Origin of the sequence: Streptomyces sp. NPDC056169 (assembly GCF_042268445.1) — a bacterium.
GTDB lineage: Bacteria > Actinomycetota > Actinomycetes > Streptomycetales > Streptomycetaceae > Streptomyces.
Window position 1 is genome coordinate 289,783 of sequence record NZ_JBHJUO010000005.1, and the last position, 17,389, is coordinate 307,171.

A 17,389-nucleotide genomic window follows, 5' to 3' on the forward strand; every position below is an offset into this window, starting at 1 on the left:
GACCGCGGGGTACCTGAACGACCCCGCGACCGATCCGGGGCCTGCCCGTGGGGGGCCAGGCCCCGGATCTCTTCTCCCTGGCCACATGTCATGCACCTGAAGGGTTCTCCATGCGCACCTACGTCGCCCTGTCCGCGGCCGCCGCCCTGCTCGTCAGCCTGGGCGCCACCGCCTACGCCACCACCGCGGACACCGCCGGCACCGCTTCCGCTTCCGCAGGGCCGCTCGCCGGGATGCGGATCCTGATCTCCAACGACGACTCGATGCAGGCCGCGAAGGCGAGCAACTCCGACGGCCTCGGCCTGTACGAGCTCCGCCGCGCGATGTGCGCCGCCGGCGCCGACGTCGTCGTCATGGCCCCCTGGCAGGTGCAGTCCGGCAAGGGCACCGCCGTCACCAACGGCGGCGTCGTCACCGCCCAGCGCCGCACCGCCCTGCCCGCCGGGTACGAGAACGACTGCGCGGGCGCCCCCGCCCGGGGCGCGGTCTACGGCGTCTGCCTCTCCGACGGCCCCTGTACGAAGGACTCCGCGAGCGCCACTCCCGCCGACACCGTCAAGCTCGCCCTGCGCGGCGGGCTCAGAGCGAAGGCCGGCTGGACCGAGGCCCCCGACCTCGTCCTCACGGGCATCAACTCCGGCCCCAACATCTCCGCCAGCGTCAACGACTCCGGCACCGTCGGCGCCGCCGTCGCCGCCATCGACCAGGGGGTCCCGGCCCTCGCCTTCTCCTCCTCCGGCGACGCCACCAACACCTCCTTCCCGCGCGTCAACTACCGCGCCCACGCCGAGTTCGGCGCCCGGTTCGTCGCGGGACTCAAGCAGCGCTCCCTGCTGACCTCGAAGTTCGCCCTCAAGATCGACTACCCCGACGTCAGCGCCGGCGCGCCGGCGAAGGCCCCGGTCTGGACCCGGGTCGGCGACGGGGCGGTCGTCTACCACGCCTTCGAACAGCGCGGGAGCAGCGACTCCTTCGACATCGCGCTCGGCCTCTGTCCGTTCGACGGCGGCGGCGAGGGCGAGTGCGCCGAGGGCCGGAAGGACGCCGACTCCACCTGGCTGCTCGACAAGGGCCACATCACGGTCGCCCCGATCACCTGGGACCGCACGTACGGCACGCCGGTCGACGCCCGCCGCGAGCTGAACCGGATCGAGCGGTTCGTCGAGCACGAGGCCCCGCGCCCGTAACCCCGCAAACCCTGCGACCCCGCAACCCCGCAATCCGGTCGCCCCGTAACCCCGTAACGCGGTAACCGCGCGACTCCGTTAAGTGTTTGTCCCGGCCTCCTTCGCCCCGCGAGGATGGCCGGGACCACCCACTGCCGAGCCGAGAGCGGAGTGACCGACCTTGACCAGCCCCGTGACACTCGACCGCCGGGACGGGCCGTACGGAGAAGTCGTGCTGCGCCGCCGTGCCGAGCATTTCGAGATCATCGCCAACGGCACCTTCCTGATGGACACCTCCGACGGGCGCTCCGAGCGGCTGCTCGTCGACGCCGCCCTGGACGCCCTGCCCGAGAAGTCCCGCTCCGGCGCCTCCGTCCTCGTCGGCGGCCTCGGGGTCGGCTTCTCCCTCGCGCACGCGGCGGCCGACCCGCGCTGGGGCCGGATCGCCGTCGCCGAGCGTGAGGGCGCCATCATCGACTGGCACCGCCAGGGGCCCCTCTCCTCGATCTCCGGGAGGGCGCTGGCCGATCCGAGGACCGTGATCCTGCACACGGACCTGGTGACCTACCTCCGCACCACCTCCGACACCTACGACGCCCTCTGTCTGGACATCGACAACGGGCCGGACTGGACGGTCACCGAGGACAACGAAACCCTGTACTCGGCCGAGGGGTTGGCGGCCTGCGCGGCCCGGCTGAACCCCGGCGGCATCCTCGCCGTATGGTCCGCGCAGCCCTCGGTCGATTTCGAAGACTCGTTGCGGAATGCCGGATTCAGCGGGGTACGGACGGAAGAGATCCCCGTTGCCCGGGGCGTCCCCGACGCGGTCCACCTCGCCGTCCGCCCCCGATAACTCCTGGATAGCCGGGACACCACCCGTACCTCTAGGCTGCTGCACCGACATCGGCGACGCGAGGCGGGGCAATGGAGCAGACACACACCACTCACCACGGTGCGGCGGCCACTCCCGGGGCCCAGCGACGGGTCCTCGTGGTCGAGGACGACGCGACGATCGTCGAGGCGATCTCCGCGCGGCTGCGCGCAGAGGGCTTCCTCGTGCAGACCGCGACCGACGGCCCGGCGGCCGTGGACGCCGCCGAGGCCTGGCAACCGGACCTGATGGTCCTGGACGTGATGCTCCCGGGCTTCGACGGCCTGGAGGTGTGCCGCCGGGTCCAGGCCCAGCGGCCCGTCCCCGTCCTCATGCTGACCGCGCGGGACGACGAGACCGACATGCTCGTCGGGCTCGGCGTCGGCGCGGACGACTACATGACGAAGCCGTTCTCGATGCGCGAGCTCGCCGCCCGGGTGCACGTCCTGCTGCGCCGGGTCGAGCGGGCCGCGCTGGCGGCCGTCACCCCGCGCAGCGGGATCCTGCGCCTCGGCGAGCTGGAGATCGACCACGCGCAGCGCCGGGTCCGGGTGCGCTCCGAGGACGTGCACCTGACCCCGACCGAGTTCGACCTGCTGGTCTGCCTGGCGAGCACCCCGAGGGCGGTCCTCTCGCGGGAGCAGCTCCTCGCCGAGGTGTGGGACTGGGCGGACGCCTCCGGCACCCGGACCGTGGACAGCCACATCAAGGCGCTGCGCCGGAAGATCGGAGCCGAGCGCATCCGTACGGTCCATGGCGTGGGGTACGCGCTGGAGACCCCGGCGCCATGAGCCGGCCGGGGAGGCGCACGGAGGGCACCGCCGGCGCGCGGCGGCCCGCCCGGCGGCGGATCGTCATCTCGATCAAGACCAAGCTGGGTGCCCTGGTCGTCGGCGCGGTGCTGCTGACCTCGTGCCTCGCCCTGGTGGCGATCCGGACCTCCACGGAGTTCCGGTACATCACGATCTTCGCGATGATCGCGACCCTGCTGATCACCCAGTTCGTGGCGCAGTCCCTGACGGCGCCGCTGGACGAGATGACCACGGTCGCCGGGTCGATCTCGCGCGGCGACTTCAGCCGCCGGGTGCGGGGCGCGGACCGGCGGGACGAGCTGGGCGCCCTCGCCTTGACGATCAACCGCATGGCGGACGACCTGGAGGCCGTCGACCGGCACCGCAAGGAGCTGGTCGCCAATGTCTCGCACGAGCTGCGCACGCCGATCGCCGCGCTCCGGGCCGTCCTGGAGAACGTCGTGGACGGGGTGTCCGAGGCCGATCCGGAGACGATGCGCTCGGCGCTGAAGCAGACGGAGCGGCTCGGCCGGCTGGTGGAGACGCTGTTGGACCTGTCACGTCTTGACAACGGTGTCGTCGCGCTGAAGGCCAGCCGTTTCGAGGTGTGGCCGTACCTGTCGGGGGTGCTGCGCGAGGCGAACCTCGCCGCGTCCCAGCGCGGCCTGTTCTCCACGTCGGGGCTGCACAACCGCACGGACGTCCATCTGCACCTGGACGTGTCGCCGCCCGAGCTGGTCGCGCACGCGGACGCGGAGCGGCTGCACCAGGTGATGGCCAACCTGATCGACAACGCGGTGAAGCACTCGCCGCCGCACGGCCGGGTCACGGTCCGGGCCCGGCGCGGCCCGTATCCGGACTCGCTGGCGCTGGAGGTCGAGGACGAGGGTCCCGGCATCCCGGAGTCGGAGCGGCACAAGGTCTTCGAGCGGTTCAACCGGGGCACGGCGGCGCACCGGCACGGTCCGGGCAGCGACGGCGGCACCGGGCTCGGGCTCGCGATCGCCCGCTGGGCCGTGGATCTGCACGGTGGCGGGATCGGCGTGGCCGAATCGTCACGCGGCTGCCGTATCCGGGTCACTCTTCCGGGCAGCCTTCCGCCGAGAGATTGACGTAGGGTTCGAACCGGAAGAGCACGTTCTGCGTGTACGTGAGCGGGACCTGCGTGCACGTGAACGGGGTGCGATCAGGGATGCGGTCGAAGAGGGCCGCGCCCGCGCTTTTCTGTACCCTCACACGTACGGAACCACGCTTGTTTCCCGCCATTCATGGTCCCGAAACACCTCGTCAAGTGTGACTTGCGCGACGTTGGAGTGCCTGGCCTGCACCTCCCGGCCGGGTAGGCGTAGCCTTTATTTCCGCTGTCCATCACCTTGTGAAGCGGAAGAGGGCGGTTGCCGCCGTGTCGTCTCAGTCCCCCAGTACCCCGAGCTCCCCGACCGACCAAGACGGGCAGGGTCAGAACCCTGCCGCCGCCTTCGGTGCCAATGAGTGGCTCGTCGACGAGATCTACCAGCAGTACCTCCAGGACCCGAATTCGGTCGATCGTGCCTGGTGGGACTTCTTCGCCGACTACAAGCCGGGAGCGTCGGCGACCCCGACCGCCCCGGCCCCCACCACCACTCAGAGCGCGCCCGCCGTGCCGCAGACGGGCCCCGCACAGGCCGCGCCTGCCGCTCCGGCGGCCGTTCCGGCCTCCGTGCCCGCTCCGGCCCCGGCGCCCGCCGCGGCTCCGGCTCCGGCCAAGCCGGCCGCGGCTCCCGCCGCGCCTGCCGCCCCGGTCGCCGCGAAGCCCGCCGCCGCCGCTCCGGCGCCTGTGAAGGCCAAGGAGGCCACCGAGGCCCCTGCCGGCCCCGAGCTGGTCACGCTGCGCGGTCCCGCCGCCGCGGTCGCGAAGAACATGAACGCCTCGCTGGAGGTGCCGACGGCCACGTCCGTCCGCGCCGTCCCGGTGAAGCTGCTCTTCGACAACCGGATCGTGATCAACAACCACCTGAAGCGCGCCCGGGGCGGGAAGATCTCCTTCACGCACCTCATCGGCTACGCGATGGTGCAGGCGATCAAGGCCATGCCGTCGATGAACTACTCCTTCGCGGAGAAGGACGGCAAGCCGACCCTGGTCAAGCCGGAGCACGTCAACTTCGGTCTCGCGATCGACCTGGTGAAGCCCAACGGCGACCGCCAGCTCGTCGTCGCGGGCATCAAGAAGGCCGAGACGCTCAACTTCTTCGAGTTCTGGCAGGCGTACGAGGACATCGTCAAGCGGGCCCGCGTGGGCAAGCTGACGATGGACGACTTCTCCGGCGTCACGGTCTCCCTGACCAACCCCGGCGGCCTCGGCACCGTCCACTCCGTGCCGCGTCTGATGCCCGGCCAGTCGGTCATCATGGGCGTCGGCTCGATGGACTACCCGGCCGAGTTCCAGGGCACGTCCCAGGACACCCTGAACAAGCTGGGCATCTCGAAGGTCATGACCCTGACCTCGACCTACGACCACCGGGTCATCCAGGGCGCCGCCTCCGGCGAGTTCCTGCGCGTCGTCGCGAACTACCTCCTCGGCGAGCAGGGCTTCTACGACGACATCTTCAAGGCGCTGCGCATCCCCTACGAGCCGGTCCGCTGGCTCAAGGACATCGACGCGTCGCACGACGACGACGTCACCAAGGCCGCGCGCGTCTTCGAGCTCATCCACTCCTACCGGGTCCGCGGCCACGTCATGGCCGACACCGACCCGCTGGAGTACAAGCAGCGCAAGCACCCCGACCTGGACATCACCGAGCACGGCCTCACCCTGTGGGACCTTGAGCGGGAGTTCGCGGTCGGCGGTTTCGCCGGCAAGTCGATGATGAAGCTGCGCGACATCCTCGGCGTCCTGCGCGACTCGTACTGCCGCACCACCGGCGTCGAGTTCATGCACATCCAGGACCCGAAGCAGCGCAAGTGGATCCAGGACCGCGTCGAGCGCCCCCACGCCCGTGTGGAGCGCGAGGAGCAGCTGCGGATCCTGCGCCGGCTGAACGCGGCGGAGGCCTTCGAGACCTTCCTGCAGACGAAGTACGTCGGCCAGAAGCGCTTCTCCCTGGAGGGCGGCGAGTCCGTCATCCCGCTGCTCGACGCGGTCATCGACTCGGCCGCCGAGTCGCGCCTCGACGAGGTCGTCATCGGCATGGCCCACCGCGGCCGCCTGAACGTCCTCGCGAACATCGTGGGCAAGTCGTACGCGCAGATCTTCCGCGAGTTCGAGGGCAACCTCGACCCGAAGTCGATGCACGGCTCCGGCGACGTCAAGTACCACCTGGGCGCCCAGGGCACCTTCACCGGTCTCGACGGCGAGCAGATCACGGTCTCCCTGGCCGCCAACCCCTCGCACCTGGAGGCGGTCGACCCGGTCCTGGAAGGCATCGTCCGCGCCAAGCAGGACGTCATCAACAAGGGCGGCACGGACTTCACCGTCCTGCCGGTCGCCCTCCACGGTGACGCGGCCTTCGCGGGCCAGGGCGTCGTGGCCGAGACCCTGAACATGTCGCAGCTGCGGGGCTACCGCACCGGCGGCACGGTCCACATCGTGATCAACAACCAGGTCGGCTTCACCGCCGCCCCGGAGTCCTCGCGTTCCTCGATGTACGCGACCGACGTGGCCCGCATGATCGAGGCGCCGATCTTCCACGTGAACGGCGACGACCCGGAGGCCGTGGTCCGCGTCGCGCGGCTCGCCTTCGAGTTCCGCCAGACGTTCAACAAGGACGTCGTGATCGACCTCATCTGCTACCGCCGCCGCGGTCACAACGAGGGCGACAACCCCTCGTTCACCAACCCGCAGATGTACAACCTGATCGACAAGAAGCGCTCGGTGCGCAAGCTGTACACCGAGTCGCTCATCGGTCGCGGCGACATCACCCTCGAAGAGGCGGAGCAGTCGCTCCAGGACTTCCAGGGCCAGCTGGAGAAGGTGTTCGCGGAGGTCCGCGAGGCCACCGCCGCCCCGGTTCCGACCCAGGTCCCGGACGCCAAGGCCGAGTTCCCGGTCTCCGTCACCACCGCGGTCTCCGCCGAGGTCGTGAAGCGGATCGCCGAGTCGCAGGTCAACGTCCCGGAGCGGATCACGGTCCACGCGCGTCTGACGCCGCAGATGCAGCGCCGCGCCGCCTCCATCGACGACGGCACCATCGACTGGGGCTTCGGCGAGACCCTCGCCATCGGCTCCCTGCTGATGGAGGGCACCCCGGTCCGGCTCTCCGGCCAGGACTCCCGTCGCGGCACCTTCGGCCAGCGCCACGCGGTGCTGGTGGACCAGGAGACCGGCGAGGACTTCACCCCGCTGCTCTACCTGGCCGACGACCAGGCCCACTACAACGTCTACGACTCGCTGCTCAGCGAGTACGCGGCGATGGGCTTCGAGTACGGCTACTCGCTGGCCCGCCCCGAGGCACTGGTCGTCTGGGAGGCCCAGTTCGGTGACTTCGTCAACGGCGCGCAGACCGTCGTCGACGAGTTCATCTCCTCGGCCGAGCAGAAGTGGGGCCAGACCTCCGGCGTCACGCTGCTCCTGCCGCACGGCTACGAGGGCCAGGGCCCGGACCACTCGTCCGCGCGCCCGGAGCGCTTCCTCCAGATGTGCGCCCAGGACAACATGACGATCGCGATGCCGACGCTGCCGTCGAACTACTTCCACCTCCTGCGCTGGCAGGTGCACAACCCGCACCACAAGCCGCTCATCGTCTTCACCCCGAAGTCGATGCTGCGTCTGAAGGCCGCGGCGTCGAAGGTGGAGGAGTTCACCACCGGCGGCTTCCGCCCGGTGATCGGCGACTCGACCGTCAACCCCGCGGACGTCCGCAAGGTCGTCTTCTGCGCCGGCAAGGTCTACTACGACCTGGAGGCCGAGCGTCAGAAGCGCGGTGACACGGAGACCGCGATCATCCGTCTGGAGCGCCTGTACCCGCTGCCGGGTGCCGAGCTCCAGGCCGAGATCGCCAAGTACCCGAACGCCGCGAAGTACATCTGGGCGCAGGAGGAGCCGGCGAACCAGGGTGCGTGGCCGTTCATCGCGCTCAACCTGATCGACCACCTCGACCTGGCGGTCGGCGCGGACATCCCGGCGGGCGAGCGCCTGCGCCGGATCTCGCGTCCGCACTCCTCGTCCCCGGCGGTCGGCTCGGCCAAGCGTCACCAGGCGGAGCAGCAGCAGCTGGTCAACGAGGTCTTCGACGCCTGATCGTCGTCCTCGGAGCACGTACGGAGGCCCGGCACCCCACTCGGGGTGCCGGGCCTCCGGCGTTCTCCGGGCGCCTCGGGGCGGCGGCCGTCAGAGATTGGCCTCGAAGTCCCAGTACGGACGGTTGCGCTGGCGCGCCGAGAGGGTGTGCGGGTGCTGGGCGCCGAGGGTCCTGGTGAGGGTCAGGAGCGCGTCCTCCTCCAGCTTCCCGGCCTCGTCGGTCTCGCGCAGGCCGCGCAGGTCGGTGGCGAGCGCGACCTGGCAGGACAGGGTCAGCGGGTGCTCGTTCCCGAGGACGTGCCGGGCCCGGCGCAGGGTGTCCCGGCTGAGTTCGGCGGCCTCGGCGACCCGTCCGTTGAAGTTGCGGGCGGCGCTGGCGTTGAGGGCGCAGCCGAACACCCACGGGTGGTCGGAGCCGAGGGTGGCGGTGAGTCCGGCGAGCGCCGACTCCAGCATGGTCATGGCGGCGGCCCGCTCGCCGGAGGCCTGCATGACGAGCGCCGTGTTGGCGAGGACGCCGGTGGAGACCGGGTGGGCGGGGCCGAGGAGGGCGCGGTAGCCGGCCTCGGCCTCGGTGATGAGCTCCCTGGCGAGGTCGAGGTCGCCATGCTCGCGGAGGAAGTTGGCGTAGTTGGTGACGGCCGACAGCGTCACGTAGTGGTCGCGGCCGTAGGCCTGCTCCAGGTGCTCCAGGACGCTCGCCATCATGGTGCCGATGTCCTGCTGGAAACCGCCCTCGCGGCGGCGGCAGAGCGCCAGCTGGCTGCGCGCGTACAGGGTGTGGAGGTGCTGGGGTCCGAGGATCTTCACGTGCAGCCGGACGTTGGCCTCCTGCCGGCCGAGCGCCTCGCGGTAGCGGCCGAGCAGGCGCAGGTCCTGGGCGACGGCGTTGTTGGAGTTGAGCGTGGAGGCGTGGTGGGGCCGCAGGACGGTCTCGCAGCGGGTGAGGGTGTCGGCGTCCTGCTCGTACGCCTCCTGGTAGCGGCCGAGCATCCGCAGCACGACGCCGAGGTTGTGGCGGGCGACGAGGGTGAGGAACTGGGTCTCGCCGAGCAGGCTCCGGGCTTCGGCGAGGGCCTCCCGCTGGAGCTGCTCCGACTCCTTGTACTGGCCGAGGAAGCGCAGGTCGCGGGCGATGGAGACCTTGGTCTGGAGTTCGCCGAGCTGGTCGGTGGTCCCGGCGGCGGTCAGCCGCTCGCGCTGGGCGAGGTCGAGGTCGTACGCCTCGCGGAACCGGCCGTAGCGGCGCAGGATGTCGCCTTCGAGCGTGGTGAGTTCCTGCATGTGCGGGGCGAGCGGCTCCATGAAGGACGTCCACTCGTCCCGGATGCGTCCGGCCAGTCGGATGCCGGCCTTGTACTCGCCGCTGCGGTCGCAGAACCGCAGGCAGTTGAGGACGGCGACCTGGATGCGCGGGTCGGTGCTGCGGAGGGCGCCCGACGGTTCCAGGTGCGGGAGGAGTTCGGAGTAGCGGGGCCAGTGCCTGCTGTCGGTGGGGTTGCCGGGGTCGGCCTCGGCGAGCAGGGTGCGGACGGCCTTGCGGTGGGCGTCGCGGTGCTCGCCGTCGGTGAGCCGGGCGACGATGTCGTGGACCAGCCGGTGCATGTGGATCGACTCCTGGTGGGGGCCGATCTCGTCGGTGGTCATGGGGCCTCGGGTCTCGCGGGTGAGCACCGAGTAGTTGACGAGGGTGTCGAGGGCGCGGGTCCAGGCGGGCAGGTCCGTGGCCATCCAGCGGAGGTCCTCGGGCAGTTGGGCCTGCGGGTAGGCGCGGACGATGCCGAGCGGGATGCGGCCGGGGGCGAAGGAGGCGCACAGGCTGAGGATGTCGATGGCCTGGGGCTGGGCGCGGCGGAGCCGGTTGATCAGTATCGACCAGGAGGTGAGGGAGGCGTTGGGCATGCCGTCGCCCGCCGAGGGCTCGTCGACGGTGGAGAGCCGTCCGTCGCGGACCATGCGGAGGTACTCGGGGGCCTCCATGCCGGACTCGCCGAGCCAGGCGGCGGCCTGGACGAGCGGCAGGGGTACGTCTCCGAACTCGGCGGCGACCTCGTCGGCCTCGGCCGCGCTGATCTGCGGGGCGCGGCGCATCAGGTAGCCGGTGGACTCGGAGCGGTCGAAGCTGGGGATCTCCAGGACGTCGGTGTGCTCGCGCCAGCCGCGGTTGCGGGAGGTGATGAGGACGTGGCCGGGGCCCTGGGGCAGCATGACGTCGATGCCGTCGGTGTCGTCCCAGCCGTCGAAGACGACGAGCCAGCGGGCGTGCGGGTCGCCGCGGCGGAGGGCTTCGCGGACGGCGCGGATGCGTTCGCCGGGCTCGCTGCCGGTGGGCAGGGAGAGCCGGACGGCGAGTTCGCCGAGGCGGTCGCGCTGGACGTTGCGGTCGTCGGAGCTGACCCACCAGATGACGTCGTAGTCGGGGCTGAAGCGGTGGGCGTACTCGGCGGCGATCTGGGTCTTGCCGATGCCGGACATGCCGAGGAGGGTGCACGCGGCGCTGCCGCGCTCGGCGTCCATGAGCCGTTCCTGGAGCTCGGTGAGGAGGTCGTCGCGGCCGGTGAACCGGGGGTTGCGGCGGGGGACGTCGCCCCAGATCTCGGGCGGGTTGTCGGGGTAGCGGGCGAGGGCGGCGGCCGGGAGGCGGCGGCCGGAGGCTCGGCGGGGTTCGATCGAGAGCCTGCTGAGGAGCCGTGCCTCGGCCTCCTCCTCGCCGACGCCCCAGAGGCTGACGGGTTCGAGGACGGCGGTGGAGGGGAGCAGGGTGCGGTTGGTGAGGTTGACGGCGGCGAACCGGTCGGCGTGCGCGGCGACGAAGCCGCGCAGGACGTCGTTCCACTCGCCGGCCGGCCGGGGGCCGAGCTCGAAGAACCAGTCGTTGAGGACGAGGAGGACCCGGCCGCGGGCGAGGAGCAGGTCGCCGAGGGAGTCCTCCAGGGGGACCTCGCGGGGCGGGTCCCACCGCTGGAGGGTGGCGCGTACGCCGTGGGCTTCGAGCCGCTGGTTGATCCAGGCCGCCCACGGCCGGTGGTAGCCGGGGAAGACCACCAGGACGTGTTCGGGGGCGGACCTGCCGCCGTGGCTCTCCGCGCCCCCGCCCGACCGCTGTTCCGCCATCTGTACGTCTCCCGTCCCGCTCACGCGCAACGCAGTGTCATGTGCCGTGGGCACAGTGTTACCCACGGGGGCCGTGGCTCGCTCCGAGGCTCGCATGGAGCTGCCTCATTTGCCGGGCGAACTCCCGCCCCTCATTGGTCAGTTCATCGGATTCAAGCAGCATCGCGAGCGCTTCGCCCACCTGATCGTGGACATGGTCGAACTGATGGACGGCCCGCGCTCGCCACGGCCCCGGGACCCCGGGGGCGTCCCTCGCCCGCCGCCACAGATCGGCCAACGCCAGGTGCGCGTAGGCGCCTTGGAAGACCCCGGCGACCGGACGCTCGTCGGTGCGCCAGCCGACCCGGTACAGCACGGCGTGGCCGGGGCGGTAGAGCGGGACGAGTTCGTGGAGCGTGGAGAGCTTGCCGTGGTGCAGCTCGTGGACGAGGGTCTCCGCCATGTCGAAGGCGCCGGCCGAGGGCGTCATGAGGACGGCCCCGGGGGCGACGCTGAGCGTGGCGCCGACCGAGCGCGGCCCCTGCGGTACGAGGGGGACGAGGGCGCCGACCGTCCGACCGACCTCCGCCGCCCGCTCCCGGTCGGTCCGCCGCAGCAGTTCCCGGGCGGCGCGCCAGTGGCCGGACCAGGCGGCGTGGTCGATGTCGGGCCGCTCGGCCGCCACCCGGGCCGGGGTGCCGACGCCGCCGGGCGGTACGCGGTACGGGTCCAGGTCCTCCAGGCGGGCGGCTCCGCCGGACAGGCCGCGCAGGCCGCGCCAGCCGGGGCCGCTGCCGGTCACGGCGCCGGCACCGGCGGCCGCTCCGGGGCCGACGCCGGCTCCGTCGCTGTCGCCGGGGCGGCCGTCGGTGACGCGCAGGAGCGCCGCCGGGGCCCCGCGGGCGCCCTCGGAGTGGATCCGGACGACCTGGGAGCGGGAGGTGAGCCGGACCGGGCCCGGAGTCACCAGGACGCTCCCGACGCCCGGGAGCGAGAGCACTCCGGCGGGCGCCTGGATCACGAGGTCGAGGCGCCGGCCGGCGCGCAGGGCGGCGGTGGCCGCGATCGGTTCCAGGCGGGCCAGGTGCCGGTCGAGGGCGGGTCCCGCGGGTTCGGTCAGGGCGGCGGCGAGCCAGGCCCCGGTGGTCGGGTAGTCGAGGACGGCGCGGACCACGGCGGGGGCCGTGCGCTCGGTCCGCTCCAGGAGGCGCCAGGCGGTGTCGAAGCCGCGCAGGGTCTCGGGAGCGACCTCGTCGCGATGGCGCCGTACCCGTACCAGCAGGGCCTTGAGCAGCAGCAGTCGGCGGGCGTGCGCGCCGGTCCGCAGGAAGGACGCGCCGGCCGGGGCGGGACGGGTGGCCGCGAGCGCGGCGAAGGCCGCGGGGCGCGGCGGGGCGGCGATCACTCGCGCCTCCGGGAGCGGCCCGCCGGCGACTGCCCGGCCCGCCCGGCCCGCCGCTCGGCCCGCCGCTCGGCCCGTGCGTACCGAGCCGCCGGCCGCCGCCTGACGGATACGGCCGGAAACGAGCGGTCGGCGCGGGTGCCGGACGGCGGCGGACAGGGCGGACAGGCTCCGGTCCGGGCCGCGCCGGGCACCCGGGCGTCAGTCGACGATGGCGTCCTCGGGCCAGGAGACGACCAGATCCGAGGGGTGGAGCAGCACTCTCTCGACCGCCGCACCGAGGACGGCGTCGTCCATGACGCGCAAGGTCCGCAGATCAACGGCCGCGAGATCGGGCAGACGCGGAGACCGGCCGGCACTCCGGCCGACACCGGTCGCCCACTCCGTACGCTCGAACACTCTCGGCTCCTCCTCACCGACGCATGTCCCCCACGGTCGTAGCGGCGCAGCGGTTCTTCCCGACGCCACGAGACCGGAAACCCATTCGATTCAACTGCGCTCATTCGCGCCCCCGTTATCCAGCCGATCGACAGAAGCTCATCCCGTGGCGCCGCTCCAGGCCCACCAGGGCGGCGTGATCCTGCGTCGCTCCTCTGCCGAGCCCCTCCCGTATCCCGTGCCCGTCGCCCCCTCCGTCTCCCTCAGCAGGGCCTTGGTCCGCTCCACGTCGTCCCAGTCCACGTCCACGAGACGTCCCGTCAGCCGCCGCCACTGCTCGTCGGCGGACCGCAGCACCGCGCGCGCCCGGGCCGGGCGGCCCATCAGACACAGGACCGCTCCCTGTGCGTGCAACGCGCGGGCACCCGTGACCGTGCCCGGGGTGTCGCCGTGGGCGGCGCGGGCGTCCTCCCAGGCGTTGCGGTACGCGGTGAGGGCGTCGCCGATGCCGCCGTCCCGGGCGGTCTCGGACAACTCCAGCCTCACCCGCCCCAGTTGCAGCCAGGCCTCGGAGCGAGCTCCCGGGTCGTCGGTGGTGCGGACGGCCTGTTCGAGCAGGTGACGGCTCTCGAAGAGGTCGGGCAGGAACCCGGCGCGGTGGAAGCGGAGCGCGAGCACGCTGCCGATCAGCGTCGACGCGCCCGCCCGTTCCGGCGCGTCGCCGGGCAGCCGGGTGAGGGCCTCGCGCAGCACCCCTTCCGCCCGGTCGACGGGGGCGGTGCCCGTGCCGGCGGCGGCGCGGCGCAGCAGCGACTCGCCCCAGGTCAGCAGGAGCCGGCCGCGCTGCCCGCTCTCGGCGGGGGCGAGCAGGATGGCCTCCTCGTACGCCGCGTCGGCCGCGGCCCCGTCGCCGGTCGTGTCGTACAGCCGGGCCCGGGCGGTGGTGAAGCGCAGCCGCAGGGCGCGGCCGTCGCCGAGGAGGGGCTCGGCGCGGTCGAGCACGGGCCCGACGCCGGCCGGGTCGGCCTCGGTGAGGCGCAGGGCGTCGGCGAGGTCGAGGAGGGTGGCGGCGTTCTCCCGGAGGGCGAGGGCCGCGGTGAGCTCTCCGGCCGCCGCCTCGCCGTCGCCCCGGGCCAGGAGCAGCCGGCCGCGGCGCAGATGGAGGGTGTGCCGGGCGGTCTCGGGCCATCGGTCGGCGTCCTCGGCGAGGACGGCGAGGGCCGCGTCGAGGTGGCCGGATTCGTCGGTGTCGCGCCACAGGGCGTGGTGGACGACGGCGAGTTCGAGCCGGGCCTCGGCCCATGCCTCGCCGCCGGGCAGGGCCAGTTCCCCGGCGCGTACGAGCATGTCGGCGGCCTGGTCGAGAAGCTCGCGGCGCCGGTGGGAGCGGCGGGCGAGCGCGGTGCCGGCCTCGGCGTACAGGACGAGGCCGAGGACGGTACGGGCCTCTGCGGGGGCGGTGGGGAGCGCCGCCTCGGCTCGCTCGCGGGCCCCGGCGAGGAGGGCCGGGTCGGAGTGGGCGCGGCCCTGGGCGAGGAGGCTGCGGGCCTCGGTGAGCGGGTCGGGGGTGATGAGGTCGGGGTGGTAGAAGCGGAGCACGCGCGCGGGGATGCGGGCGAAGAGCTCGGTCTCGGCTCCCTCGGGGCCGAGGGGTTCGTCGGTCGCCTCGGGGAGGGCGGCGGCTCCGTCGCCCGTCCCGTGCCGCCCTTCGCCGTCGGTGCCCTGCTCGGCGCCGGGCTCCGTGTCCGTGCCGGCGAGGCGGGCGGCGGCGAGCGCCGGGAAGTTGCGCATGCCCTGGCCGAAGTTCCGCTCCACGTAGGCGGAGCAGTGCTTGAGGACGAGCGCGGCGGCGCTGGGGTCGAGCGAGCCGAGGAAGTGCTGCTGGACGCCGGGCGGATAGCTGAAGCAGGGGTACGGGGTGGGGCCGGGGAGCCGCCGCAGGAGCCCGCTGAGCAGGACCTCGGCCAGCTCCATGGGGCCGGTGTCGGGGAGCATGGCGCGCTGGACGAGCTGCATGACGGGGAGCGCGAGCGGCGCCGCCGCGAGGTGGACGGCGAGGTGGATCGCACCGGGCGAGGCACTGGCCCGGAAGGCGCGGAGGAGTTCCTCGTCGGGGCGGGGGACGCGGGGGGTCCGGGGCGCGCGGGGCGCCGTCGTCTCGGGGTCCAGCCAGGCGGCCCAGCCGCGTACGGCGTTGCCTCCGTGGCCGGTGTGGAGCCGGGCCCAGGAGGCGAAGGCCTCGGGGGTGGGGGTGAGCACGGGGACGGCCCGGCGGCCGGGGACGGGCGGCCCCCAGGGGTCGTCGTCGGAGCGGAAGGGGGTGTGGCCGCCGGGGGTCGCGGGGCGCTGGAAGGTGCCCGGTTCGGCGGGGAGCGCGGTACGGGGCCAGAGGCGCGGCGGCAGCGGCTGGACGAGGGCGAGCGGGGAGCGGCGGGGCCACTGACGCAGGAAGCGCTGGGCGGCGCCGCGCTGCCAGAGGGGGCCGACGCAGTCGCTGACGACGAGGGTGAGCCGGCGGCCCGTGGGGTCGTGGAGCTGGTCGACGGGGCGCAGCCGGGGTCTGCCGTCGGCGCCGGAGGTGGTGGTGACGAGCGGGGGGCCTTCGCCGGTGTCGTAGAGCCGGTGCACCTGGACGTCGCGGAAGGCGCCGGACTGCTGGCAGGCCTGGCGGAGTTCCTCGACCATGCGGCTCCAGACGACCATGGCGGGGCCGGTGTCCATGAGGAGCTGGATGTCGGGGCGGCGGCCGGTCGCGGGGCGCAGGACGGGGGTGAGGATGCCGGCGGCGGCGCTGCGCTCGGCGGTGGCCTCCTCGTCGAGGCTGCCCTCGCCGGGGCGCTGCGGGACGAGGGCGTAGCCGCGCAGGGGCCGGAGGGCCTTCTGGAGGCCGAGGAGGCCGGGCAGCGCGTTGGCGCCGGGGGCGCGGACGGGCAGGGTCGCGGCCCGCTCCGTACGGCCTGCGGCACCGGGGCCGCCGGGTCCTCCGGGGCCGTCGGGCCCTCCGGCGGCCCCGGGCTCTCCTGAGCCCCCGGGTCCTCCCGTACCCCCCGCGTTCCCCGTACTCCCCGTGCTCCCCGTGCTCGTGACCAGGGAGACGGACTCGGGCGGCGTCGTCCCGGTCGCGGCCCCCTCCCCGTGGGCACCCCGATTGGCCGAATCTCGCCCCTCGGTGGGGAGTCGGCCCGCGTCCGAGCCGCTCCCCGCCCCCGATTCCGATGACGACCCCCGCTCCGGCTCCGGCTCCGGTGACTCCCGGGGCGTGCCCGGCAGCCAGCGCGACAGCCAGACCGCGTCCGCGATGTCCTCCGCGGTCGGGTCCTGGCCGCCCGCCCTCAGGCGCCGGGTGAGCTCCTCCAGCTGCATCCGGTGCACGCGTCCTTCACCTCGGCTGGTCGAGTGGCTGCATGAGCATGTCCTCGATGCGTTCCCTGGTCACCCGTTCGGCGCGGGAGGCGTGCTGGGTCAGATAGAGGGCGTTGAGGAGCTGGTCGGTGGCGATCACCTCGCCGGGCTCGCGGTTCAGGAAGCGCCGGACGATGCCCCGCTCCTCCTCCCCCGTGGCGGCCTCGGCCCCCAGATGGGCCTCGATCATGGCGCCGACCTGCTCCTCGCCGGGCGCTTCGAGCTCCAGGCGGATGCAGCGGCGCAACAGGGCGGCGGGGAAGTCCCGTTCGCCGTTGGAGGTGAGCACGATGAAGGGGAAGGTGCTGCAGCGGACCCGGCCGCCGTACACGGGCACCTTGCGGCCGTCGTCGCTGAGCACCTCGACGACGGGCTCGCGGTCGGCGATCCGCTCCAGCTCGGGGATGGCGAACTCGCCCTCCTCCAGGGCGTTCAGGAGGTCGTTGGGCAGGTCGAGGTCGCTCTTGTCGAGCTCGTCGATGAGCAGCACGCGGGGCTGCTCGGACGGGAGCAGCGCGGTGCCGAGCGGTCCGAGCCGGATGTACGAGCCGATACCGGCCGGGGCCGCGGCGGCGGAACCGGGCGACCCGGCCTGGGCGCGCTCCAGTTGGACGTCCTGGAGGCGGCCGATGGCGTCGTACCGGTAGAGGCCGTCCTGGAGGGTCGTCCGGCTGACGATCGGCCAGCGCAGCACCCGGCCGAGGCGCAGTTCGTGGGCGACGGCGTGGGCGAGGGTCGACTTGCCGGTGCCCGGGTTGCCGGTGACGAGGAGCGGGCGCCGCAGGTACAGGGCGGCGTTGACGGCGTCGGTCTCGGCGGGCCGGGGGTGGTGGTTCTGGACGAGTCTGCGCCGGACGCCGAGCCGACGGTCGGAACCCGCCAGGGTGTCGTCGGCTCCGCCGGCCGAGAAGTCGCGCCAGGGCGGCGGGGCGGGCAGCCGCTGAATCTCGTCGTGCGGAAGACCGGCACCACGGTAGATCCGCCAATCGTTCACGATGGACTCCTCCTGGCTGTGGTGTCGATGCCGGGCCCGTCGAACGTACCGCCCGGCGGTGGAGCGTGCCGACGCTC

10 protein-coding genes are annotated in these 17,389 nt (G+C 73.1%); 5 read left to right on the forward strand and 5 right to left on the reverse strand.

From position 1 onward, the window contains the following. Window positions 1–110: 110 nt before the first annotated feature. The 5 genes from surE to ACFC0G_RS10300 all read left to right on the forward strand — a co-directional run bounded on the left by surE (window position 111) and on the right by ACFC0G_RS10300 (window position 8,043). On the forward strand, window positions 111–1,187 hold the full coding sequence (gene surE / locus ACFC0G_RS10280; RefSeq protein WP_376400184.1) for a 5'/3'-nucleotidase SurE: 1,077 nt from the start codon (window positions 111–113) through the stop codon (window positions 1,185–1,187). A gap of 160 nt (window positions 1,188–1,347) precedes the next feature. Beyond that, complete coding sequence (locus ACFC0G_RS10285; protein ID WP_376400187.1) at window positions 1,348–2,019, forward strand: spermidine synthase; 672 nt, start codon at window positions 1,348–1,350, stop codon at window positions 2,017–2,019. A gap of 71 nt (window positions 2,020–2,090) precedes the next feature. Then, complete coding sequence (locus ACFC0G_RS10290; protein WP_056644011.1) at window positions 2,091–2,828, forward strand: response regulator transcription factor; 738 nt, start codon at window positions 2,091–2,093, stop codon at window positions 2,826–2,828. After that, entirely contained in the window at window positions 2,825–3,940 is a 1,116-nt protein-coding gene (locus tag ACFC0G_RS10295; RefSeq protein WP_376400191.1) for an ATP-binding protein, read from the forward strand. The genes ACFC0G_RS10290 and ACFC0G_RS10295 overlap by 4 nt, the downstream gene beginning before the upstream one ends. 290 nt (window positions 3,941–4,230) lie before the next feature. Then, window positions 4,231–8,043: a multifunctional oxoglutarate decarboxylase/oxoglutarate dehydrogenase thiamine pyrophosphate-binding subunit/dihydrolipoyllysine-residue succinyltransferase subunit gene (locus ACFC0G_RS10300; protein ID WP_376400194.1), complete on the forward strand. Its 3,813-nt coding sequence runs from the start codon at window positions 4,231–4,233 to the stop codon at window positions 8,041–8,043. A 90-nt stretch (window positions 8,044–8,133) separates the two neighbouring features. On the opposite strand, the gene fxsT is transcribed toward ACFC0G_RS10300, so the two are convergent. From fxsT to ACFC0G_RS10325, 5 genes are all read right to left on the reverse strand, one after another. Then, a complete protein-coding gene (gene fxsT / locus ACFC0G_RS10305; RefSeq protein ID WP_376400197.1) occupies window positions 8,134–11,157 on the reverse strand; it encodes an FxSxx-COOH system tetratricopeptide repeat protein in 3,024 nt (1,007 codons plus the stop codon). Between the two features lie 58 nt (window positions 11,158–11,215). Next, window positions 11,216–12,541 (reverse strand): HEXXH motif domain-containing protein, encoded by a 1,326-nt coding sequence (locus ACFC0G_RS10310; RefSeq protein WP_376400200.1) that lies wholly within the window; start codon window positions 12,539–12,541, stop codon window positions 11,216–11,218. 198 nt (window positions 12,542–12,739) lie between these two features. Beyond that, window positions 12,740–12,937, reverse strand: coding sequence for a hypothetical protein (locus ACFC0G_RS10315; protein WP_376400204.1), 198 nt, complete (start codon window positions 12,935–12,937; stop codon window positions 12,740–12,742). Between the two features lie 138 nt (window positions 12,938–13,075). Continuing rightward, window positions 13,076–16,279, reverse strand: a complete 3,204-nt coding sequence (locus ACFC0G_RS10320; protein WP_376400516.1) for an SAV_2336 N-terminal domain-related protein — start codon at window positions 16,277–16,279, stop codon at window positions 13,076–13,078. 16 nt (window positions 16,280–16,295) lie between these two features. Next, window positions 16,296–17,312, reverse strand: a complete 1,017-nt coding sequence (locus ACFC0G_RS10325) for an AAA family ATPase (RefSeq protein WP_376400207.1) — start codon at window positions 17,310–17,312, stop codon at window positions 16,296–16,298. Between the last annotated feature and the right edge of the window lie 77 nt (window positions 17,313–17,389).